16 protein-coding genes are annotated in these 21054 nt (G+C 66.1%); 3 read left to right on the top strand and 13 right to left on the bottom strand.

Annotated features, from left to right (window positions below):
- Positions 1 to 422: 422 nt before the first annotated feature.
- Together CJ014_RS22780 and CJ014_RS22775 are read left to right on the top strand one after the other, a co-directional pair.
- On the top strand, positions 423 to 1736 hold the full coding sequence (locus CJ014_RS22780) for an efflux RND transporter periplasmic adaptor subunit (protein ID WP_118847943.1): 1314 nt from the start codon (positions 423 to 425) through the stop codon (positions 1734 to 1736).
- The gene (locus CJ014_RS22775; RefSeq protein ID WP_100082803.1) at positions 1733 to 4831 is read left to right on the top strand and encodes an efflux RND transporter permease subunit; all 3099 of its coding nucleotides are present in this window, start codon (positions 1733 to 1735) and stop codon (positions 4829 to 4831) included. The genes CJ014_RS22780 and CJ014_RS22775 overlap by 4 nt, the downstream gene beginning before the upstream one ends.
- Before the next feature lie 225 nt (positions 4832 to 5056).
- On the opposite strand, the gene CJ014_RS22770 is transcribed toward CJ014_RS22775, so the two are convergent.
- From CJ014_RS22770 to CJ014_RS22715, 12 genes are all read right to left on the bottom strand, one after another.
- Positions 5057 to 5347: a GIY-YIG nuclease family protein gene (locus CJ014_RS22770; protein WP_100082802.1), complete on the bottom strand. Its 291-nt coding sequence runs from the start codon at positions 5345 to 5347 to the stop codon at positions 5057 to 5059.
- Between the two features lie 263 nt (positions 5348 to 5610).
- On the bottom strand, positions 5611 to 6711 hold the full coding sequence (locus tag CJ014_RS22765) for an ABC transporter ATP-binding protein (RefSeq protein ID WP_100082801.1): 1101 nt from the start codon (positions 6709 to 6711) through the stop codon (positions 5611 to 5613).
- Between the two features lie 78 nt (positions 6712 to 6789).
- Positions 6790 to 7509: a helix-turn-helix domain-containing protein gene (locus tag CJ014_RS22760; protein ID WP_100082800.1), complete on the bottom strand. Its 720-nt coding sequence runs from the start codon at positions 7507 to 7509 to the stop codon at positions 6790 to 6792.
- Positions 7510 to 7511: 2 nt separating this feature from the next.
- Positions 7512 to 8348: a carbohydrate ABC transporter permease gene (locus CJ014_RS22755; RefSeq protein WP_100082799.1), complete on the bottom strand. Its 837-nt coding sequence runs from the start codon at positions 8346 to 8348 to the stop codon at positions 7512 to 7514.
- A 3-nt stretch (positions 8349 to 8351) separates the two neighbouring features.
- Entirely contained in the window at positions 8352 to 9266 is a 915-nt protein-coding gene (locus CJ014_RS22750) for a carbohydrate ABC transporter permease (protein WP_165790954.1), read from the bottom strand.
- A gap of 162 nt (positions 9267 to 9428) precedes the next feature.
- Positions 9429 to 10709, bottom strand: a complete 1281-nt coding sequence (locus CJ014_RS22745; RefSeq protein ID WP_100082797.1) for an ABC transporter substrate-binding protein — start codon at positions 10707 to 10709, stop codon at positions 9429 to 9431.
- A 25-nt stretch (positions 10710 to 10734) separates the two neighbouring features.
- Positions 10735 to 13002 (bottom strand): FAD-dependent oxidoreductase, encoded by a 2268-nt coding sequence (locus tag CJ014_RS22740; RefSeq protein WP_100082796.1) that lies wholly within the window; start codon positions 13000 to 13002, stop codon positions 10735 to 10737.
- A gap of 923 nt (positions 13003 to 13925) precedes the next feature.
- Positions 13926 to 14570 carry a dual specificity protein phosphatase family protein gene (locus tag CJ014_RS22735; RefSeq protein WP_245427573.1) on the bottom strand — a complete coding sequence of 215 codons (645 nt, stop codon included), beginning with the start codon at positions 14568 to 14570 and terminating at the stop codon, positions 13926 to 13928.
- Between the two features lie 6 nt (positions 14571 to 14576).
- Complete coding sequence (locus tag CJ014_RS22730; RefSeq protein WP_100082795.1) at positions 14577 to 14987, bottom strand: COG4705 family protein; 411 nt, start codon at positions 14985 to 14987, stop codon at positions 14577 to 14579.
- 12 nt (positions 14988 to 14999) lie between these two features.
- Positions 15000 to 16334, bottom strand: coding sequence for a sensor histidine kinase (locus CJ014_RS22725; protein ID WP_245427571.1), 1335 nt, complete (start codon positions 16332 to 16334; stop codon positions 15000 to 15002).
- Positions 16331 to 16990, bottom strand: a complete 660-nt coding sequence (locus CJ014_RS22720) for a response regulator (RefSeq protein WP_100082794.1) — start codon at positions 16988 to 16990, stop codon at positions 16331 to 16333. The genes CJ014_RS22725 and CJ014_RS22720 overlap by 4 nt, the downstream gene beginning before the upstream one ends.
- Positions 16991 to 17072: 82 nt before the next feature.
- Positions 17073 to 17639, bottom strand: a complete 567-nt coding sequence (locus tag CJ014_RS22715; protein ID WP_100082793.1) for a TetR/AcrR family transcriptional regulator — start codon at positions 17637 to 17639, stop codon at positions 17073 to 17075.
- 100 nt (positions 17640 to 17739) lie between these two features.
- Between CJ014_RS22715 and CJ014_RS22710 the strand changes: the two genes are divergently transcribed.
- Complete coding sequence (locus tag CJ014_RS22710; protein ID WP_100082792.1) at positions 17740 to 18927, top strand: MFS transporter; 1188 nt, start codon at positions 17740 to 17742, stop codon at positions 18925 to 18927.
- Positions 18928 to 18999: 72 nt separating this feature from the next.
- Here the strand turns inward: CJ014_RS22710 and rpoD are convergent, their stop codons facing one another.
- Positions 19000 to 21027 (bottom strand): RNA polymerase sigma factor RpoD, encoded by a 2028-nt coding sequence (gene rpoD, locus CJ014_RS22705; protein WP_100082791.1) that lies wholly within the window; start codon positions 21025 to 21027, stop codon positions 19000 to 19002.
- Positions 21028 to 21054: the final 27 nt, after the last annotated feature.

Here is a 21054-nt window from a genome sequence, read left to right as displayed (position 1 = left end):
AAGCCCGCCCTATGGTCCCGTCGGCGCCCTCTCCTTCCCGAGGTCCTGCGCCTTCGCGCCGGATGACAATCTATGTATATGTTTCCTATATATAATTCTGTCTTCCCGCGCGAAGGCGCGGGACCTCGGGCAGGAGGAAACGATCGGCCTATATCGGTCTCCAAGGAAAAGAAGCCGGATATTTCCATGCCTTTTCCGCCGCAGCTCCACCATCACGCCGGACAAAAGTGCATCAATCTGTATCAGCGGCGGCGATTTCCATCATTCGCCACAGTTGTTCTGACATTGCCAACGGGAAACCGCTTAGGCTGGCGATGCCTGCCGGCGATGCCGGAGCGGCACATGGAATGCATGGGGTGAACGCTTTCGACCTCCCGGCGAGGGCGCGCACCACCGGACCGACACGAAACGGACCATCGGCGATGAAAAAGACGCTCGGGATCATTCTGGTCGCCGCGGTTGCGGCCGGCCTCTACTGGCGCGACGGCATCGTGACCGTGACCGCGCCTTATGTTTCCGGGGCGCTCGCCGCCGTATCGCCCGCCGCGCCGCCGGAGGCCGGGGCTCCGGCGACCACCGGCGGCCACCGGCAGCGCGCCGGCGGCGAAGGCGCCGCAGGCAGCGGCTCCGGACAGGCGGCCGGCAGCGGCCGGCACGGCGCCGGCGGGCCGACGCGCGTCGCCACCGTATCCGCCGCCGCCGAGGACATGCCCATCGAGCGCCGCACCATCGGCACCATCGCCTCGCCGGCCAACCTGACGGTGACCACCGAGACCTCCGGCCTCGTCACCGAGATCCTGGTCAAGGACGGCGCCGACGTGAAGGCCGGTGACGTGCTGGTCCGCCTCGACAGCCGCATCGCCGAGGCCACCGTCGAAAAGGACAGGGCGGCGCTGGCCCGCGACCAGGCGACCTTCGAGCACGCCAAGGAAACGGCCGCCCGCCAAGAGAGGCTGCTCAGCAACGAGGCGGTGTCGCAGCAGTCGCTGGAGGACGCCAACGCCGCCGTCAAGACGGCCGAGGCCACCGTCGCCGTCGACGAGGCGACGCTGAAGTCCGACCTGGTGACGCTCGACCAGAAGACCATCCGTGCCCCGTTCGACGGCCGCCTCGGCGCCGTCGAAGTGGTGGTCGGCAGCCTGGTGCAGCCCGAAACGGCCATCGTCCGGCTGACCCGCCTCGACCCGCTCTACGCCAGCTTCGCCCTCTCCGAAAGCGACGCCTCGCTGGTGCGGGCGGCCCAGGCGGCCGGCAAGCCGATCGCGGTTTCCGTCACGCCGCTCGGCGCCACCGGCGCCTTCACCGGCAACGTCGATTTCGTCGACGGCGCCGTCGACACCACCTCCGGCACCTTCACGGCGCGGGCGACGCTCCATGGCGTCGCCGACAGACTGGTGCCGGGCCAGTCGATCGCGGTGATGGCCGCCATCGGCTCGACGCCGGTGGTGGCGGTGCCGACCGTCGCCCTGCAGGCGACGCAGCAGGGCAACGTCGTCTACGTCGTCGGCGCCGACAACACGGTGACCGTCCGGCCGGTGACCGTGGCGCTGTCGGCCGGCGACCGCTCCGGCCTCGCCTCCGGTCTTCAGGCCGGCGAGCGGGTGGTGGTCGAGGGACAGGTCCGCCTCGCCGAGGGCATGAAGGTGATCGACGCCTCGGCCGACGCGGCCAATGCCAGGCCCGGCGACGCCAAGCCAGACGCCAAGCCGACCAGCACGGCGGAGGCGCAGCCGTGAACCTTCCCGCCCTGTTCATCCGCCGGCCGGTCGCCGCCATCCTCCTGGCGATCGGCCTGTCGCTCGCCGGCTTCTTCGCCTATCGCCTGCTGCCGGTGGCCGCCCTGCCGCGCGTCGACTTTCCCACCATCACCGTGTCGGCGCAGCTCTCCGGCGCCTCGCCCGAGACCATGGCGACGGCGGTGGCGACGCCGCTGATCAAGCAGTTCCAGACGATCTCCGGCATCGATACCATCTCGGCCCGTTCGTCGCTCGGCTCCACCTCGATCACCCTGCAGTTCGAATTGTCGCGCGACATCGACAGCGCCGCCGCCGACGTGCAGTCGGCCATCGACTCGGCGCGCCGCCGCCTGCCCGACAACATGACCTCCGATCCGAGCTACCGGAAGGTCAACCCGGCCGACATGCCGATCCTGCTGCTCTCCGTCACCTCGCCGACGGTGCCGCTCACCGAGCTCGATTCGCTGGCCCAGAACGTGCTGTCGCCGGCCATCTCCACCATCAGCGGCGTCGCCCAGGCGCAGATCTTCGGCTCGCAGAAATACGCCGTCCGCGTCGAGGCCGACCCCGACCGTCTCGCCGCCCGCGGCATCGGCCTCGACCAACTGGCCACCGCCATCGCCAACGCCAACAACCAGTCGCCGGTCGGCAGCATGGACAACCCGGCCCAGACCATCACGCTCGACGCGCCGACCCAGCTCACCTCGGCCGACGGCTTCCGCACGCTGATCGTCTCGGCCGCCAAGGCCGGCCCGGTGCGGCTCGGCGACGTCGCCGACGTCATCGACAGCGTCGAGAACCGCGACCAGGCGAGCTGGTACGACGGCACGCGCGCCATCACCCTGGCCGTCCAGCGCCAGCCCGACGCCAACACCGTCGAGGTGGTCGACGCCATCAAGGCGGCGCTGCCGGCCATCACCGCCCAGTTGCCGGCCTCGGTCGACGTATCGCTGATGAACGACAACTCGGCGCCGATCCGCGCCGCCGTCGCCGACGTGCAGTTCACGCTGCTCCTGACCATCGGCCTCGTCGTGCTGGTGATCTATCTCTTCCTCGGCAAGCTCTACACCACGGCGATCCCGGCCATCGCCGTGCCCTTGTCCATCCTGATCGCCTTCGGGGCGATGTACGTGCTCGGCTACTCGATCGACAACATGTCTCTCCTCGCCCTGACGCTGTCGGTCGGCCTCGTCGTCGACGACGCCATCGTCATGCTGGAGAACATCGTCCATCACATCGAACAGGGCGAAAAGCCGATGGCCGCCGCCTTCAAGGGCTCGGCCGAGGTCACCTCCACCATCATCTCCATGTCGCTGTCGCTGATCGCCGTCTTCCTGCCCATCCTGCTGATGGGCGGCGTGGTCGGCCGGCTGTTCACCGAATTCGGCATGGTGGTGTCGCTGGCCATCACCGCCTCGGCGCTGGTGTCGCTCACCGTGACGCCGACGCTGGCCGCCCGCCTGCCCGCCGACATCGGCGCGCCGCCCGGCCGCTACAGCCTCGCCGGCCTGTTCGACGCCGGCTTCTCCCGGGTGCTCGCCGGCTATTCGAAGAGCGTCGGCTGGACGCTGCGCCATCCGCTGCCGATGGTGCTGGTGTTCCTCGCCACCTTCGCCGGCTCGGCCTGGCTGTTCGCCTCGCTGCCCAAGAGCTTCCTGCCGCAGGAGGACATCGGCCAGCTCTCGATCTCCACCCAGGCGCGGCAGGATATTTCCTACGACGCCATGGCGATCCTCCAGAAACAGGCCGCCGACGTGGTCGGCCGCGATCCGGCCGTCGCCCACGTCAACGCCCGGGTCGGCGACTCGCAGCTCAATTCCGGCGGCATGAACGTGCAGTTGAAGCCGGCGGCCGAGCGCGACGCCCTCGACGTGGTGGTCGGCCGGCTGCGCCAGTCGCTCGGCCATATCGTTGGCCTCCAGAGCTTCGTCACCCCGTCCCAGAGCCTGCGCCTCGGCGGCCGCTCCAGCCAGAGCCAGTATCAACTGGTGGTGCAGTCGCTCGACGCCGGCCAGCTCGGCGACTGGGCCGAACGCCTGCGCGCCGCCATGGCCCAGGACACCGCCAACTTCACCGACGTCGCCACCGACCTGCAGAACAACGCGCTTCAGGCGCGCATCGTCATCGACCGCGACCGGGCCGAGATCTACGGCATCACCGCCGCCACCTTGCGCAACACGCTGGGCGAGGGCTTCGGCGAGCAGTCGGTCGCCGACATCCAGTCGACCGGCGACAGCTATTCGGTGATCCTCGAATACGCGCCCGGGCTCGCCTGGAACAACGACCGGCTGTCCGAGCTGCGCATCCGCTCCAGCACCACCGGCGCGCTGGTGCCGCTCACCGCCTTCGCCAGCGTCGAGCGGCAGTCCGGCCCGGTCACCCTCAACCAGACGGGCCAGCTCACCTCGATCACCGTCTCCTTCAACCTGCCGCAAGGCGTGTCGCTCGGCGCCGCCACCAGCCGCATCGACGCCATCAAGCAGGAGATCGGCCTGCCGTCCACGGTGTTCACCGCCTTCGCCGGCACGGCGCAGGTGTTCGCCCAGTCGACGGCTAACACGCCGCTTTTGATCCTCGCAGCCATCCTTACCATCTACGTGGTGCTCGGCGTGCTCTACGAGAGCTTCATCCACCCGCTGACCATCCTGTCCGGCCTGCCGTCGGCGGCGCTCGGCGCGCTCTTGGCCCTGAAGCTCACCGGCATGGACCTCTCCATCATCGCGCTGATCGGCATCCTGATGCTGATCGGCATCGTCAAGAAGAACGCCATCATGATGGTCGACGTCGCCTTGCAGATGATGCGCGAGGACGGCGCGGAGGCCCGCGCGGCCATCCACGAGGCGGCGACCCGCCGCTTCCGGCCGATCATGATGACCACCTTCTGCGCCCTGCTCGGCACGCTGCCGATCGCCATCGGCCACGGCGCCAGCGCCGAACTGCGCCAGCCGCTCGGCGTCGCGGTGGTCGGCGGCCTGGTGGTCAGCCAGTTGCTGACGCTCTACATCACCCCGGTGATCTTCGTCGGCTGCGAGAGGCTGAGGGGAATGGTGTCGAGGCGGAGCGAGCCGGCGGTGGCGGAGACGCCGGCGGAATGAGGATTCCCTCACTGCCGGGAGCCCTATATCCGCCGCTCGCCCTTTCCTGCCCGAGGTCCTACGCCTGCGCGTAGGATGACAGATTTATATATAGGAAACAGACGGATAGCGCATCGCCCTCCATCCTGCCTCCCCCTTCCATAAGGTGTCATCCTACGCGAAGGCGTAGGACCTCGGGCAGAAAAGAACGGGCGGCGAATATAGGTCCCCGAAGGCAACTTGCCTTCACGACATGATCGTCTCGAAAAGATCGTTCCACCCGGGATTCATTTCCTCGATGAGACCGATCTTCCAGGCGCGTTTCCAGGTTTTCAGGCGTTTTTCGCGATAGATGGCGTCGGTGATGTCGCCGTAGTCCTCGTACCAAACAAGCCGCGTGCAGTTGTAGCTGTGGGTGAAGCCGCGATGGACAGCGTTGCGATGCTCCCAGATGCGGCCTTCCAGATCGGATGTGACGCCGATGTAGAGCACGCCTTGCGGCTTGTTGGTGACGATATAGACCCATCCCGGATTCATGGGCTCATTCATCGCGAAGCGACGAGAGATATGCAATCCCTGCGTTCGGAGTGCCCGATATTCGCGTTGCGTTTCATTCTGCCCGAGGTCCTACGCCTTCGCGTAGGATGACAGTTTTATATATAGGAAACAGATGGATAGCGCATCGCCCTCCATCCTCCCTCCCCCTTCCATAGGGTGTCATCCTACGCGAAGGCGTAGGACCTCGGGCAGGAAGGGGCGCGAGGCGTATATAGGTCTCCGACACAGGCCGGCGGCGTCCCTCAGGCGGCGACCCGCCGTTCCACCGCGATCGCCTGCTCATTCTCGTCGAACAGGTGCACACGCTCCTTCTTGAAGCTGAACAGGCTCGCCTTGCCCTTTTCGATCGTCGTCTCGCCGTCGCTCTCGACGATCACCTGATGGCCGCTGAGGTCGCCGTAGACGTAGGTGGTGCCGCCGAGTTCCTCGACCACGTCGCAATGAAGGGAAATCTCGACGTCGCCGCCCTTGCCGACGATCAGGTGCTCGGGGCGGATGCCGAGTTCCAGCTTCTGGCCGGGCCTCAAGGCCGCGCCGTCGGCGGCGAGCGCGATCTCCTGCCCGTCGATCAGCGCCAGCGTCACCGAGCCGGCCGACGCCGCCTTCACCGTCACCGGCAGGAAGTTCATCTTCGGCGAGCCGATGAAGCCGGCGACGAAGCGGTTCTGCGGCGCGTGGTAGAGCGAAAGCGGCGTGCCGACCTGCTCCACCCTGCCCTCGCGCAGCACGACGATCTTGTCGGCCATGGTCATCGCCTCGACCTGGTCGTGCGTCACGTAGATCATGGTGTTGCCGAGCCGCTCGTGCAGGCGGGTGATCTCGATGCGCATCTGCACGCGCAATTCGGCGTCGAGGTTGGAAAGCGGCTCGTCGAACAGGAACACCTTGGGCTGGCGGACGATGGTGCGGCCGATGGCGACGCGCTGGCGCTGGCCGCCGGAAAGCTGGCGCGGCTTGCGGTCGAGGAGGTCGCCGAGCTTCAGGATCTCCGCCGCCTCGGCGACGCGCTTCTCGATCACCTCCTTCGGCTCGCCGGCCACCTCCAGGCCGAAGCTCATGTTCTCGCGCACGCTCATGTGCGGGTAGAGCGCGTAGGACTGGAACACCATGCCGATGCCGCGGGCGCTGGCCTTGGCCTCGGTGACGCAGGCGCCGTCGATGTAGACGTCGCCCTCGGTCACCTCCTCGAGGCCGGCGATCATCCGGAGCAGCGTCGACTTGCCGCAGCCGGACGGGCCGACGAACACCACGAAGGAGCCGCTTTCGATGTCGAGGTCGACGCCGTGGATGGTTTCCATCTGCCCGAAGCGCTTCACCACGTGGTCCAGCTTCACATCGGCCATTGTTCTGTCTCCGCTTCTTTTCTCGAGCAGCCGCTTATCGATCGGGTTTGGACGACCCGATCGGCGGGTGCCGCCGCTTCAGGCGTAGCTTTCGATCTCGCCGATCAGGGTCCGGAGCTCGGCGACGCGGCGCTCGACCTCCCCCTCGCCGATCACCATGTCGGTGAAGGCGATGCCGGCCTTGGCGCCGCCGACCGAGAAGGTGGCGGCGATGTTGTTGACCCGGCCCGTGGCGTCGCGCTGGCTGGCGTAGCCCTGCCGGCGGATTTCGGCGATCGTCCCGGACAGTCCCGCCCTGACCTCCGGCAACCAGCCGGCGACGCATTGCTCCAGTTCGTCGTCGTCCATCTCGGCCAGCAGCGCCGTGCCGATCGACGATTGCGAGGCGTGGTAGAGGTGATAGCCGCCGAGCCCCTCGGCCGGGTTCTGGCCGGCCAGCGCGTGGTACATGTAGACCACCGCGTCCTTCCAGAGGATGCCGATCGCCAAGGTACGGTCGCCGTAGGGGTGGCGGATCGCCACGTGGGTGGCCGCCCGGAACAGCGCCGACGAGTGGAAGCTCTGCGCCGCCAGGACGTGCACCACCGGCCCCGGCCGGTATTTCTTCTGCGGGTTCTGCTCGGCCATGCCGATCGCCTTCAGCGTCCGGAGCAGCCGGTTGACCTTGATCATGTTGAGGCCGAGCCGTTCCGACAGCTCCTTGGTGCCGAGCGGCCGGTCGCTGGTCGTCAGCTCCTGGAAACAGCGGATGCCGTCGATCAGGCTCTGGTTCTGTTGGGATGTTGTCGTGGCTTTCAAGATTACTTCACCGCCCCCGAGGTGACGCCGCCGATGAACTGCTTCTGCAGCACGGCGAAGATCAGGATAATAGGCGCCGCGACGATAAAGGAAGCGGCCATCGCCCCGCCCCAATCGGCATTGTTTTCATTGATGTAGCGGAGCAAGAGGCCGGGGCCGACAGTGCGCTTGTCGTCGGAGGTGATCAGCGTCATCGAATAAAGGAGGTCGTTCCACGACCACATGAAGGCATAGAGCGCCACGGTGATGAAGGCCGGCAGCGAGATCGGCATGACGATGCGCCGGAAAATCTTGAAATTGCTGGCGCCGTCGACGCGCGCCGCCTCGATCAACTCGTTCGGCACCTGCTTGAAGTAGCTGTACATCATGTAGGTGCTGACCGGCAGCGCGAAGACGATGTAGGAGATGGTCAGCCCGACCCGCGTGTCGAGCAGCCCCACCGATTGCAGCATCGGGTAGATGGAGATCAGCAGCACGCCGAACGGGAACATCTGCGCCGACAGGATCAGCAGCATCAGCGGCTTCTTCACCGGATAGTCGAACTTGGCGAAGCTGTAGCCGGCGAAGGCGGCGAGCACCGCGTTAAGGAGAGCCGAGGCGGTGGAGGTGACGAGGCTGTTGCCGAGTTGCAGCATCAGCGGCCCTTCGGTCAGCGCCGAGACGAAATGCCCGAGATAGGGCTGGTGCGGCACGAAGGTCGGGTCCATCCGGTAGAGCTCGCCGTTGGCCTTGAAGGCGCTCGACAGGGCCCAGTAGACGGGGAAGAACAGGAAGAAGGCGATCACCGCCAGCAAGGCGAAGAAGCCGAGCTTTTCCTTCCATGTGCGCAGTTCGAACATGGCTCAATCCTCCCGGAACAGGCTGCGGAGGTAGAAGATGACGATCGGCATCAGCGTGAACACCCAGAGCACGCCGATCGCCGAGGCCATGCCGAGGCTCCAGTTCTGGAACGCCTGCTTGTAGACCTCGATCGACAGCACCGACGTCGCCCGCACCGGCCCGCCGCCGGTCAGCGCGAAGATGATGTCGAACTGCTGCAAATTGCCGATCATGCCGAGCGCGCCGGTCACCAGGAACACCGGCTTCAGGTGCGGCAGGATCAGCCGCTTGACGATCCGGAGGTTGCCGGCGCCGTCGATGCGCGCCGCCTCGATCTGCTGGAAGTCCATGCCCTGGAGGCCGGCGAGGAAGAACGACATGAACAGCGGGATGGAGATCCAGGTGCGCGTCAGGATGATGGCGACCATGGCGCCGACGTCGTTGGAGAGGAACTGCACCGGCGAATCGATGGCGCCGACGTTCATCATCAACACGTTGACGATGCCGTAGCGGCCGTTGAGCATCCATGCCCAGATGAAGGCGCTGACCGTGCTCGGCAGGATCCACGGCAGCAGCGTCATGGTGCGGAACACGCCGCGGCCGGCGAAGTCCTGGTACATCAGGAGCGCCCAGGAAAGGCCGAGGAACATGGTGAGCAGCGTGGTGCCGGCGACGAAGATCGCCGTCGTCACCCAGGAGCCGAGCACGTAGGGATCGGTGAGGATGGTCCGGAAATTGTCGAGGCCGATGAACACCGGCTCCGGGTCGTAGACGGTGTAGCTGTAGAAGGACATCGACATGGCGTCGATGAACGGCCAGGCCACCATGACGAGAAACGCCGCCATGGCCGGCGCCAGGATGACATAGGCGAACAGCCTGTCTCCGCGCTTCAGGTAGCCGGGCTTGCGGTGGGTCCGCCCCGGAAGTGGGGTCGCCATGTCCATGTCAGTGCCTCTTGCGGGTCTCTTGCAGGCGAGCGCCGGGGCTCGCCACTTTTCAATGACGGTCAGTGTGCCAGCGGCACGCGGCATCGGCGAGAGGGGTGGCGAGTCCTTGAGGGAGGGAATTCAAGGGCTCGCCGTGTCAGGCCTTGCGGGCCTTCAGTTCAAAAGCTTCTCGATGCGAGACTGCATGTCCTCGGCCGCCTGCTTGGCGTCCTTCTTGCCGAGCAGGGCCGACTGCACTTCCTCGCTGACCACGCCGACGTAGCTGGCGCTGTCCTTCAGCGCCGCCAGCTCGTTGAGCTTGGGCATGCCGAGCGAGGCGTTCCAGTCGACGGTGTACTTGTCGGAGGTGACGATGTCGCTTGCCCGCGCCGACTTGGTCACCGGGATGGCGCCGAGCTTCTGGAAGTATTCGAGCTGGACGGTGTCGTTCATGGCAAGGCCGGTGAGGAAGCGGGCCGACAGGCTGTCGGGCGACGGCTTGCCGTCGACCTGCCCGGCCTCGGTGTTCAGCATGACCAGCAGGTGGCCCCACTCCATGGAGCGCGACTGCATGCCCTCCTTCTCGACCGGCGTCAGGATCGGGTGGATATACTGGACGAAGGCCTCGCCCTGGCCGCTGAAGTCCTCGGCGAAGCCCTTGGCCACCGGCGCGTCGAAGTAGAAGGCGCTCTCGCCCTGGCCGAACATCCGCCGGGCGGCGCCGCGATCGACGTCGAGCGAGGCAAGGCCGCGATCGACCAGATCCTTCATGAACTCAAGCGTCTTCACCGTCGCCTCGGAATTGGCCACCGGCTTGTCGTCGTCGTCGAACAGGCTGCCGCCGAACGCCCACAGCCAGAGCTGGAAGTCGCTGGAGATCAGGTCGTCGCCCTTGGTCATCATGGCATAGGGCGTGCTCTGCGGCGCCGCCGCCTTGACCTTCTCGAGGTCGGCGACGAAGTCGGCGATGGTCTTCGGCGCGTCGGTTACGCCGGCCTTTTCCAAGACCTGCGTGTTGGAGATCAGGCTGATCGAGCCGACGTTCCACGGCAGGCCGACCTGCCGGCCCTTGACCTGGCCGGTGACCAGCACCTCCGGCGGGAAGGTCTTTTCCAGGAATTCCTTGCCGTAGACGTCGTTGAAGTCGACCACGTTGGGCATCTGGGCGAAGGTCGGCAGCCAGCGCTCCTGCGCCTGGAACACGTCGAGCGGCTGCTTGGTCCTGAGGCGCAGGAACACCGCCTTCTGCATGTCGCCCCAGGCGCTCGACAGCACCTCGGCGGGCACGCCAGTGTCGCCGATCAGCTTCTGCATGACCGGCGCGTTGCTCGGCTCGGCGGTAATCCAGTTGAGGAAGGTCACCTTGTCGGCGGCCAGGGCACAGGTGGCGCTGCCGGCGAGGGCCAGCAGGGCGATGCCGGTTTTGATCAGGTTCCCAATTTTTCTCGGGTTCATTGCTCTCTCCTCCTTCGTTATGACTTTACGCGATACGCAGGCCGAGCAGGGACACGGCGTGGCCCTGCGCGTTGCTGAGCCCGAGGCTCAGGCTGGAAATCTCCTCGTCCTCCGGGAGATCGACGGTGATGACGGGACTGCGATTGTCGGTGATCGCGGCGACGAGCCGGCCGTTGACGCGCACCTCGGCGGCATGGACGAGCAGCGGCATCACCCGGTCATGGTGGCGGTACTGGACGCTCTCCAAGGGATGGTCGTAGTCGCAGTCGAGATAGAGGCTGAGCCTTGCCGCCTTGATCGGCCTCGCAAAGCCGAGCTCGACGGTCGGCGCGGGATCGTGGCGATCGGCCATCCAGGCATTCGGCCCGGAGATCGGCCGGAGCGGGCCGCTGACAAGGTTGTCCTCCGCGAACACGTGGACGGGCGTCTCGGCGGTGAAGGCGATGTTGCGTCCGTCGGGCCGGCGCTCCGGCACCCAGAAATCGAAGGAATGGACGCCGAGGCCGTCGGGCGCCTCCTGCCGCGCCGTGGTCGACACCTTGTCGAGCCCGCCCTTCTTCACCGCCACCAGCCCGGTCACAAGTTCGCTCGAAAGCCCGACCGCGACGGCCGGATTTTCCGTGAAGCAGACGAAGAGATACTGCTCGCGGTCGAGCCTCGGCAGCGGCACCGCCACCGTCTGCTCGCCGGGCCGAAGCGGCAGCTCGACGGTCTTCAGCAGCAGCTCCGGCGTATGGTTCTCCGGCCGTTCGGAGATGCGGAGCTCGACGGAGAGCGTCGTCGCCGCCTCGGCCCGCACCGGCACGTGGATGACGTTGTCGGCATCGATCCGGCCGGGCAAAAGCTGGGCATAGCCGACGGTGAGCCGCTTCCAGCCGCCATCGTGGCGAAGGCCGCCGAGCGCCAGCGTGCTCGAAACGGCGATCTTCGCCTGCCGCGCCAGATTGCCGTCGCCGAGCGCGTCGTAGTGCGGCACGTAGTGGCTGGCCGCCGACAGCATCTTCTTCAGCTCGGCCATCAACTGGGGTTTGGTGATGTCGCGCGGCCGGCAGCGGTGCCTGACGCACAGCGCGGCGGCGGTGCCGATCGCCTGCCCGACGGTCGAGGAGGTCGCCATCACCCGCGTCGAGCCGAAAGCGACGTGCGAGGCCGACAGCAGCCGGCCGTTGGTGAACAGGTTGTCGATGTTGCGGCTGTACATCGAGCGGTAGGGAATGCCGTAGACGCCCTTGGCGTGATACTGGTTGCAGCCCTCCTCGTCGCCGTAGACGCCGTCGGCCGGATGCAGGTCGATCGACCAGCCGCCGTGGCAGACGTCGTCGTCGTGCGCGACCTGCTCGATGATGTCCTTCTGGCGCAGGATGTAGTCGCCCTCGGCGCGCCGGCTCTCCCGCTTGCCGGGGATGGTGCCGACCCATTCGAGCGTGAGGTTGGCCGCCTCGGGAAATTGCCCGGAATTCTTGATGTAGTTCCAGACGCCGTAGACGATCCTCTGCAGCTCGCCCTTGATCTCCTCGGACTGGTGGATGGTGTCGAGCCGGCCGCCCCACTCGATCCACCAGAGCGAGCAGCCCTGCTCGGTGGTCCGGAAGCGGCGGTAGCGCGGGATCAGCGCCGGCACGTCCTTCAACGCGAAGTCGGGCGCCACATAATCCACCGGGTGGCCGACGTCCTTGGTGTAGAAATACATCGAGTGGCCGAGCAGCTCGCCGTAATTGTTGCCCGGCGCCATCGGCTCGTCGAACTCCTCGGCCTGCTCGGCGCCCATGCGGTAGGCGGCGCCGGACATGTGCACCAGGATGCCGTCGCCCGAGGAATCGGCGAAGAAGTCGCCCGTCAGCCGGTACATGGTGCTGTTCTGCGAGTTGAAGGCGTGGATCTCGCGCACCCGGTTGGCCTCGGTCAGCGCGTGGAACACCTGCGTGTTGACGAGCACCGTGAGGTTCGGCTCGCGGCCCACCCAGTCCTGCACCAGGCTGTCGAACACCACCGGATTGCCGCCGGGATTGCGGAACTGGTTCTCCAGCAAGAGCTCGTTGATGATGCCGCCCTCGCGGGCCCAGCGGTTGTTGTTGCCGCCATGCGAGGTGGCGCCGAGGATCCACAGGCGCACCTCGCTCGACGCGTTGCCGCCGAGCACCGGCCGGTCCTGCACGAGAGCCACCTTGAGCCCGGCCCGCGCCGCGGCGATCGCCGCGCAGGTGCCCGACAGCCCACCGCCGACCACCACGAAATCAGCCGCCACATGCACCGTCTTCAATTCGCGTGGCGCGCTGGCTTCGGCAACGATCATGATCCCCTCCGATTTCAATAATAGAAATATCTATAATAGAAATCTGAGTGTCAATGCGCACTTTGCCTATGCCGAAAAATAAGGAGGCGTTGGAGGTGGGGCGACGTTTGCAGCGGCGCCATCCGCCGAATTCGGCCAGCGTGCTGCTCGTAGCGACCGGAGCGCGATATATGCCGCTCGCCCCTTTCGGCCCGAGGTCCTCGCCTTCGCGAGGATGACAGCTTGATGGAAAGGAAACGATCGGGTAGCCGCGCAGGCTTCCCCATAGGGTGCCATCTCCTGCGCGGGGGTGACAGCGGGATACGGAGGGGACCTCACCTATCCGTTTGTTCCCTTTATATAAATTTGTCATCCCCGCGCAGGCGGGGACCTCGGGCAGGACGGAGCGATCGGCCGATATAGCGCTCCAGCGAACGAGGGCAGCCGATATTTCCCCCTCGCCCCTTTCGGCCCGAGGTCCTCGCCTTCGCGAGGATGACAGCTTGATGGAAAGGGTCGCCAACCTATCCGCTTGTTCCCTTTATATAAATTTGTCATCCCCGCGAAGGCGGGGACCTCGGGCAGGACGGAGCGATCGGCCGATATAGCGCTCCAGCAAACGAGGGCAGCCGATATTTCCCCCTCGCCCTCTCCGGCCCGAGGTCCTCGCCTGCGCGAGGATGACAGCTTGATGGAAAGGGTCGCCAACCTATCCGCTTGTTCCTTTTATATAAATTTGTCATCCCCGCGAAGGCGGGGACCTCGGGCAGGACGGAGCGATCGGCCGATATAGCGCTCCAGCGAACGAGGACAGCCGATATTTCCCCCTCGCCCTCTCCGGCCCGAGGTCCTCGCCTGCGCGAGGATGACAGCTTGATGGAAAGGGTCGCCAACCTATCACCGAGCTTGCCCGACGTCCGGCGTGGCCGGAGGAGTGCCCTTCGTCACGGGTTGGCGACATCCGGTGTCGGGCCGTCCGGATATTCCGCAGCCGCGAGCGAGCGGTCCATGGCTCCGGTGCCGCTTCCGAGCCAGGGGAAATGCCCATACCAGATGGACAGTTGTTTCCCCGCCTCTTTGAGGGACCTTTGCTTGCCGTGCCGCAGGTAAAGGGCGGCGGCCAGTCCGGTACGATCGGCTCCCTGCTTGCAATGGATCAGGAGCGGCCTCGGCGCTTCGGACATGATCCGCAACAATTCGTCGCGCTGGGATGGCTTGAGGTCGAGGTCCGCTGAGAGGGCCAGGTCATAGTGGCGGACGCCAAGCGCCTGCGACACGCCGACCTCGGAAACGTACCAGCTCTGTTTCGGCTGAGCGCCTCGCAGGTTGAGCACCGATCGGATGCCGTGCGTCCGGATATGGATCGCAAGATCCTTGTCCGACATTTGTCCGGAACGATAAAGCTCCCCGGCAAGGACCCGATGGAAATTGCGGTCATGGTAGACGTAGACCGCGAAGCCGCCGATCGGCAGGCCGATCAGCAGGAGTGCCATACCGGCGATCAGCAATCCCATACCGGTCCAGCGACCCAGTTTTCTGAATGAAAGGCGGGAGATGCCTCCCGCTCCCTTGTGGAGTTGCCGCTTCATGCCTGCTCAATCCAATCCGAGCGTCTGCGTCTGCCGGGCGATGGCGTGGACGACCGTGGCGATGATCGCGACCGGGAAGCCGAGGCTGGTGGCCACGGTGCCGAAGCCAAGGCCGCCATGCTCCAACGGCTGGGACAGCAGGTCGCCGGACGACGCGCCGAGCGGCCGCGTCAAGATGCACGCGAGCCAAAAAGCCGTGACGGCATCGAGCATGGACTTGCAATAGGCCAACGCAATAACCGCGACGATGCCCAGGAACAGCGGCCCCGTGTTCGGGTAGCCCAGCTCGAAGCGTTCGCCGGCCCGACCAACGCCGCCGAGCCGAGCACGAGGACGGCAAGGATGATGCTGGCGGAACGGCTCATGATGTCTGTCTCCATTGGCTTGGCGTAGGCCCGTCGGGATACGCTCGAGCATGGGGCAGCAGACTTAGGAGAAACTTAGAACCGTCCCGTCGGCCAACGGCCACTCGACCACCACCCGCAGCCCCGATCCGGCCGGGTTGTCCTCAAGCCGGATGGCGCCGCCGTAATGGCCGACCAGATTGCGGGCAATGGCAAGGCCGATGCCGCTGCCCTCCGTTCCGGAGGGATCCAGCCTGAAAAACCGGTCGAACACACGGTCCCGCAGCTCGGCCGGAACCCCGGGGCCGTCGTCGGTGACGCGGAGAACCGCCCGGGAGCCTTCTCCGGAGACGGCAAGATCGACCCGGCCATGCTCCGGCGTATAACGAAGCGCATTGTCGACCAGCACATCGAGGATGGCGGCCAGCTCCACCGCATCGATCTTCACCGGACAAAGCGCCGCCTGCTCCATGCCCAGGTCGATTCCCTTGGCATCGGCCATCGCCACGAACCGCCCCAGGCAGTCCCTCGCCGCTTCGGCAAGATCGATGGCCTCGGCCTGCACCTCGGGTCTTTCGGCGCTTTCGCTGCGAACCAGCCTGAGCATCTGGGTGGCGACCTGAACCGCCCTGCGTATGCCCGTTTCCAGATCGGCGATCGCCGCTTCGCGCTCCTCGGGCCGTCGCGCCTGCTTGAGGTTGTCGATCTGGAGAGCGAGCGCCGTCACCGGCGTGCGCAGTTCGTGAGCGGCGTCCGCCAGGAAGATGCGCTGGCCTTCGAGCGTCCTGCGGACGCGCTCGAAGGCATTGTTGATCGCCAGAACGAGACCGCGGATTTCCACGGGCGCGTCTTCCACGGCAAGCGGATCGGCGTCATCCAGGCTCCGCCTCTCCACGCTGGCCGCCAGGATCTCCAGGCGTTGCATGATCAGGCCGACCAGCCAGTAGGTCACCAGCCACGACAGCGGAATGGCCAGCAGAAAAGGCCAGGCGCTGTTCCACGCCGCGTCCGCCGCCAGTTCGTCGCGCTCGGCCATCCGCTGCGCGGCCATCACCGTGCGGACCGGATTGCTGGTGTCGGCAAAAAGCCGCCATTCCTCGCCGCCGTCGCGGAAGGTCGAGAACCCGGACGAACCGGCCGCCGGGAAACGAACGCCCGGCTCGTTCATCCTGGCCGGGCGGCCATCGGCGAAGACGACCCGGATTGCAATCAGCTCGTCATCGGAAGCCTCGGCCCGCGACAAAGGCGCGAGCCCGTCGCCGTCGCCGACGACGCGGGCGATCTGCTGAAGCTGGAAATCCAGAATGTCCCAGGCTTCATGCCGCGCGCCGTAATAGGAAAAGACGGCGGCAAATGCCGCGAGAACAGTCATCAGCGCCGAAAAGACGAGAATGAACGAACGGCGGAGCGACATCTTCATGCCCTGGGAATCATCCAGCCGGCGCCTCGCACATTGCGGATGATATCCTTATGGAAGCGCTTGCGGATATAATGGATCAGCACCTCGACCGCATTGCTTTCGGTTTCCTCTCCCCAGCCGTAGATCCTTTCCTCGAGCTGGCTGCGCGACAGGATGAGCCCCGGCCGCTCCGCGAGCACCCGCAGCAGCGCAAATTCCCGCGCCGACAGAACGTCCGATGCTTCCCGAAACGTGACGGTGTGGGTCGCAAGGTCGAGCATGACCTCTCCCGCCTGAATACGGGACTGGCTGTGCCCGGCCTTGCGGCGCACGACGGCCCGGATTCTCGCCAGCAGTTCCTCGAGCTCGAAAGGCTTCAGCACATAATCGTCGGCGCCGAGGTCGAGGCCCGTCACGCGGCTTTTCAGGTCATCGCGGGCGGTCAGGATCAGGATCGGAACTTCCTTTCCCGCGTTGCGGATCCGCTCCAGCACCTCGATGCCGTCGAGCTGCGGCAGCCCCAGATCCAGCAGGACCACGCCATATTCCGCGAGGCCGACCGCTTCCACGGCCGCCTTGCCGTCCGTCACCCAGTCGACGGACAGAGCGTGGCGATCCATCCCTTTCATCAGGGCCCTGGCAATCATCCGGTCGTCTTCGACAAGCAGCACTCTCATGCCCCAAGCCTAAGCGGTCCGCCGGAATTTGTCTTCCGCCGACTTCGGCGAAGGCTACCTGGAAAGAAGCGACGTTCCCCATTCAGCCGATATCGTACTCTTCCCGCGTCAGGCTCAGCACCATCCAGCGAACCACCTCCCGCGTCACGGTATCGGGCTGGGCGGTGTTGTGGATGGTCGCCCCTTCGATGATGGTGTCGAGCGCGTCGGCGGTGCGGCTGCTGAAATGCCGTTCGAGCGCCCGCCGGCTGCGCGCCATCCAGTCGACGAACACCGCCCGTATGGCCTCGTTGCGCATCGAATAGGCGTAGAGCTCGTAGCTCAGCCGCATGTTCCGCTCCGTGGCCCAGACGTTGCCGCAGATCAGCTCGACCACCGCCTCCCTCGCCTCGTCCTTCGTCTTGGCGGCGTCCAGCAATTCCACGAACTTGGCCGAAACGGTCTCGGCAAGCAGGCTGAAGGCGGCGACGAACACCTCCTCCAAACCATTGAAATGATACGACATCGAGCCGAGCGGCACGTCGGCCGCGTCGGCGATCCGGCGATGGGTGGCGCCGGCGATGCCGTGGATTTCGATCACGTCGAGCGCGGCCTCGATGATCCGGTTCCGGCGGTCCGGGTCGTATCTCCGCCTTGACGGTTGCTTCATGCGCCGTTCCCAGCCCGATGTTTACAGTCCCGGAGACGATATGTAAGGATGTACACATCGTCTCCCCCCGATGGGGGTCCTCGCGTCCCAGGACACTAAGATGGCTTCCCGGGTTGGGCAACGCCGCCTCGCTCTCTACGTCTTTTTCTTTCTGACCGGCCTGGCGATGGCTTCGTGGGTGACCCGCACCCCGGCCATCCGCGACGGCCTCGGCGCATCGATCGCCGAGATGGGCATGATCATCTTCGGCCTGTCGCTCGGCTCGATGGTCGGCATTCTGCTGGCCGGCGGCGCCGTCAGCCGCTTCGGCACCAGGACCATGGCCCTGGTCGGCATGCTGCTTATCTCCTCGGCGCTGCTGTTCGTCTCCATCGGTTTCGTGGTGTCGGTGGCGGTCGTCGTGTCCTTCGGCCTGTTCCTGTTCGGCGTCGGCGCCGGCCTGTCGGAAATCGCCATCAATATCGAGGGAGCCGACGTCGAGGCCGTCATCAGGCAACCGGTTCTCCACGCCCTGCACGGCTGCTTCAGCCTCGGCACCGTCGTCGGCGCCTCCATCGGCATCGGCCTGACGGCGATCGAATTCCCCGTCGCCTGGCACATGGCGCTGGTGTCGGTGATCTGCTTTCCGCTGGTGTTCTTCTTCATCGCCAGGCTGTCGCCCGACCTCGGCCGCCACGCGCCCGCCGGAGCCGAGGGCCCGAAGGGGACGACCGGCCTCTATCGCGACAGGACGGTGCTGTTCATCGGCCTGATCGTGCTCGGCATGGCCTTCGCCGAAGGCGCCGCCAACGACTGGCTGCCTCTCCTGATGGTCGACGAGCATGGCCTCGACCCGACGCAGGGCACGCTGGTCTATCTCGGCTTCGCGCTGGCGATGACCGTCGGCCGGTTCGGCGGTGGCATCCCCTTGCGCAAGTGGGGCCGCAAGGCGGTGATGCGCGGCAGCGCCATCGCCGGCGCCATCGGCCTCGGGCTGGTGATCTTCGTCGACAACTCGTGGGTTGCCGGCCTTGCCGTGGTGCTCTGGGGCATCGGCGCCTCGCTCGGCTTCCCCGTCGCCCTGTCGGCGGCCGGCGATTCCGGCGAGAATTCCGACGCCCGCGTCAAGATCGTCGCAATCGTCGGCTACGTGGCCTTCCTGGTGGGGCCGCCGATGCTGGGCTTCCTCGGCGATACCCTCGGCCTTCGCAGCGCCATGCTGGTGGTGCTCGGCTTCGTCCTGCTCGCCGCCGTGCTGTCGTCGGCGCTGGACGGACAGAAGCGACCGGCCGTCGCCGCGACCCCATAGGGCGTTACGCGCGACAAACGAAAACGGCGGGCCTTGCGGACCCGCCGTCTTTTGTTCTGCCTGCCCGCTTCCTCAGTTGTCGAGGAAGCTGCGGAGCTTGCGGCTGCGGCTCGGGTGCTTGAGCTTCCTCAGCGCCTTGGCCTCGATCTGGCGGATGCGCTCGCGCGTCACCGAGAACTGCTGGCCGACCTCCTCAAGCGTGTGGTCGGTGTTCATGCCGATGCCGAAGCGCATGCGCAGCACGCGCTCCTCGCGCGGCGTCAGCGAGGCGAGCACCCGCGTCGTCGTCTCCCTGAGGTTCGACTGGATGGCCGCGTCGATCGGCAGGATGGCGTTCTTGTCCTCGATGAAGTCGCCGAGATGGCTGTCCTCCTCGTCGCCGATCGGCGTTTCGAGGGAGATCGGCTCCTTGGCGATCTTCAGCACCTTACGCACCTTTTCGAGCGGCATCGCCAGCTTCTCGGCCAGCTCCTCCGGCGTCGGCTCGCGGCCGATCTCGTGCAGCATCTGGCGCGACGTGCGGACGATCTTGTTGATCGTCTCGATCATGTGCACCGGGATGCGGATGGTGCGCGCCTGGTCGGCGATCGAACGGGTGATCGCCTGCCGGATCCACCAGGTGGCGTAGGTCGAGAACTTGTAGCCGCGCCGGTACTCGAACTTGTCGACCGCCTTCATCAGGCCGATGTTGCCTTCCTGGATCAGGTCGAGGAACTGCAGGCCGCGGTTGGTGTATTTCTTGGCGATGGAGATGACGAGGCGCAGGTTGGCCTCCACCATCTCCTTCTTGGCGATGCGCGCTTCCTTCTCGCCCTTCTGGACCAGATGGACGATGCGGCGGAACTCGCCGGGCTCGAGGCCGGTTTCCGACGACAGGTTCTGGATGGTCTGCCTGAGCTCGCGGATGTCTTCCTTTTCCCTGGCGACGAATTCCTTCCAGCCCTTGGAGGCCAGCGAGGCGACGCGGCGGATCCAGTTGGGATCGAGCTCGGAGCTCTGGTACTGGCGCAGGAAGTCCTCGCGGCCGACGCCGTAGCTCTCGGCGAGGCGCAGCAGCTTGCCCTCGTGGCCCATCAGCTTCTTGTTGATGTCGTAGAGCTGCTCGACCAGCGCCTCGATGCGCGCCGCGTTGAGGGAGAGCGATTTCACGTCCTCCTGGATCTCTTCCTCGAGCTTCTTGTAGCGGCGCTCCTGCGACGGGCTGAGCGTGGTGTTCTTGAGGCGGTTCTCGACGTGCTGCTCCTGCAGGCGCCTGAGCTTCTTGAAGTTCTCGGCGATGCGGTCGAAGGTTTCGAGAACCTTCGGCTTCAGTTCGGCTTCCATGGCCGACAGCGACACGTTGTTCTCCATGTCGTCTTCGTCGGCCATCTCGCCTTCCGGCAGCTCGCCCTCGGGCCGCTCCTCGCCGTCCTCGCCGCGCGGGCCGGCCGGCTTGTCGGAGGGTTCGGCGCCCTCTTCCGCGCCCTCTTCGCCGGCTTCGAACGGCAGCGCGCCGCCCTTGCCGTCCGGGCCGGCATAGGTCGCCTCGAGGTCGATGATGTCGCGCAGGAGGATCTTGCCCTCGTTGAGCTCGTCGCGCCAGAAGATGATGGCCTGGAAGGTCAGGGGGCTCTCGCAGAGGCCGGCGATCATCGCCTCGCGGCCGGCCTCGATGCGCTTGGCGATGGCGATCTCGCCCTCGCGGGAGAGCAGTTCCACCGAGCCCATCTCGCGCAGGTACATGCGCACCGGGTCGTCGGTGCGGTCGGTCGGCTCGCGGGTCGTCGAGGTCTTGGCGACGGCGGTGCCAGTGGCCTCGCCCACCTCGCCCTCCTCCTCGGAGGCGGTATCGTCGACGGCCGGGGCCTCCTCGGCCTCCTCGGAATCGACGACGTTGATGCCCATGTCCGAGAGCATCGCGTAGATGTCCTCGATCTGGTCGGACGAGTTCTGGTCCGACGGCAGCACTTCGTTCAGTTCGTCGTAGGTGACGTAGCCGCGCTTCTTGGCGAGCTTGATCATCCGCTTGACGGCGGCATCGCTGAGGTCGAGCAGCGGACCGTCCGGCCCTTCGCCAGCGGTATCCTGGACTTCGTCGTTTTCGGTGGCCTTGGTTGCCATAGTCATCTCCGCCGTCCGCCGGGCGCC

Origin of the sequence: Pleomorphomonas carboxyditropha (genome assembly GCF_002770725.1) — a bacterium.
Taxonomy (GTDB): Bacteria; Pseudomonadota; Alphaproteobacteria; order Rhizobiales; family Pleomorphomonadaceae; genus Pleomorphomonas; species Pleomorphomonas carboxyditropha.
The sequence above is the reverse complement of the archived record's forward strand: the minus strand, read 5'-3'. Positions and strand labels throughout refer to the sequence as shown.

Coding starts and splice junctions, on each gene's coding strand:
- CJ014_RS22740 (WP_100082796.1), bottom strand. CDS start 13,002: ATGATCGTTGCCGAAGCCAGCGCGCCACGCGAATTGAAGACGGTGCAT.
- CJ014_RS22730 (WP_100082795.1), bottom strand. CDS start 14,987: ATGCTCGAGCGTATCCCGACGGGCCTACGCCAAGCCAATGGAGACAGA.
- CJ014_RS22765 (WP_100082801.1), bottom strand. CDS start 6,711: ATGGCCGATGTGAAGCTGGACCACGTGGTGAAGCGCTTCGGGCAGATG.
- CJ014_RS22755 (WP_100082799.1), bottom strand. CDS start 8,348: ATGTTCGAACTGCGCACATGGAAGGAAAAGCTCGGCTTCTTCGCCTTG.
- CJ014_RS22715 (WP_100082793.1), bottom strand. CDS start 17,639: ATGAAGCAACCGTCAAGGCGGAGATACGACCCGGACCGCCGGAACCGG.
- CJ014_RS22770 (WP_100082802.1), bottom strand. CDS start 5,347: ATGAATCCGGGATGGGTCTATATCGTCACCAACAAGCCGCAAGGCGTG.
- CJ014_RS22710 (WP_100082792.1), top strand. CDS start 17,740: ATGGCTTCCCGGGTTGGGCAACGCCGCCTCGCTCTCTACGTCTTTTTC.
- CJ014_RS22735 (WP_245427573.1), bottom strand. CDS start 14,570: ATGAAGCGGCAACTCCACAAGGGAGCGGGAGGCATCTCCCGCCTTTCA.
- rpoD (WP_100082791.1), bottom strand. CDS start 21,027: ATGGCAACCAAGGCCACCGAAAACGACGAAGTCCAGGATACCGCTGGC.
- CJ014_RS22745 (WP_100082797.1), bottom strand. CDS start 10,709: ATGAACCCGAGAAAAATTGGGAACCTGATCAAAACCGGCATCGCCCTG.
- CJ014_RS22750 (WP_165790954.1), bottom strand. CDS start 9,266: ATGGCGACCCCACTTCCGGGGCGGACCCACCGCAAGCCCGGCTACCTG.
- CJ014_RS22720 (WP_100082794.1), bottom strand. CDS start 16,990: ATGAGAGTGCTGCTTGTCGAAGACGACCGGATGATTGCCAGGGCCCTG.
- CJ014_RS22725 (WP_245427571.1), bottom strand. CDS start 16,334: ATGAAGATGTCGCTCCGCCGTTCGTTCATTCTCGTCTTTTCGGCGCTG.
- CJ014_RS22780 (WP_118847943.1), top strand. CDS start 423: ATGAAAAAGACGCTCGGGATCATTCTGGTCGCCGCGGTTGCGGCCGGC.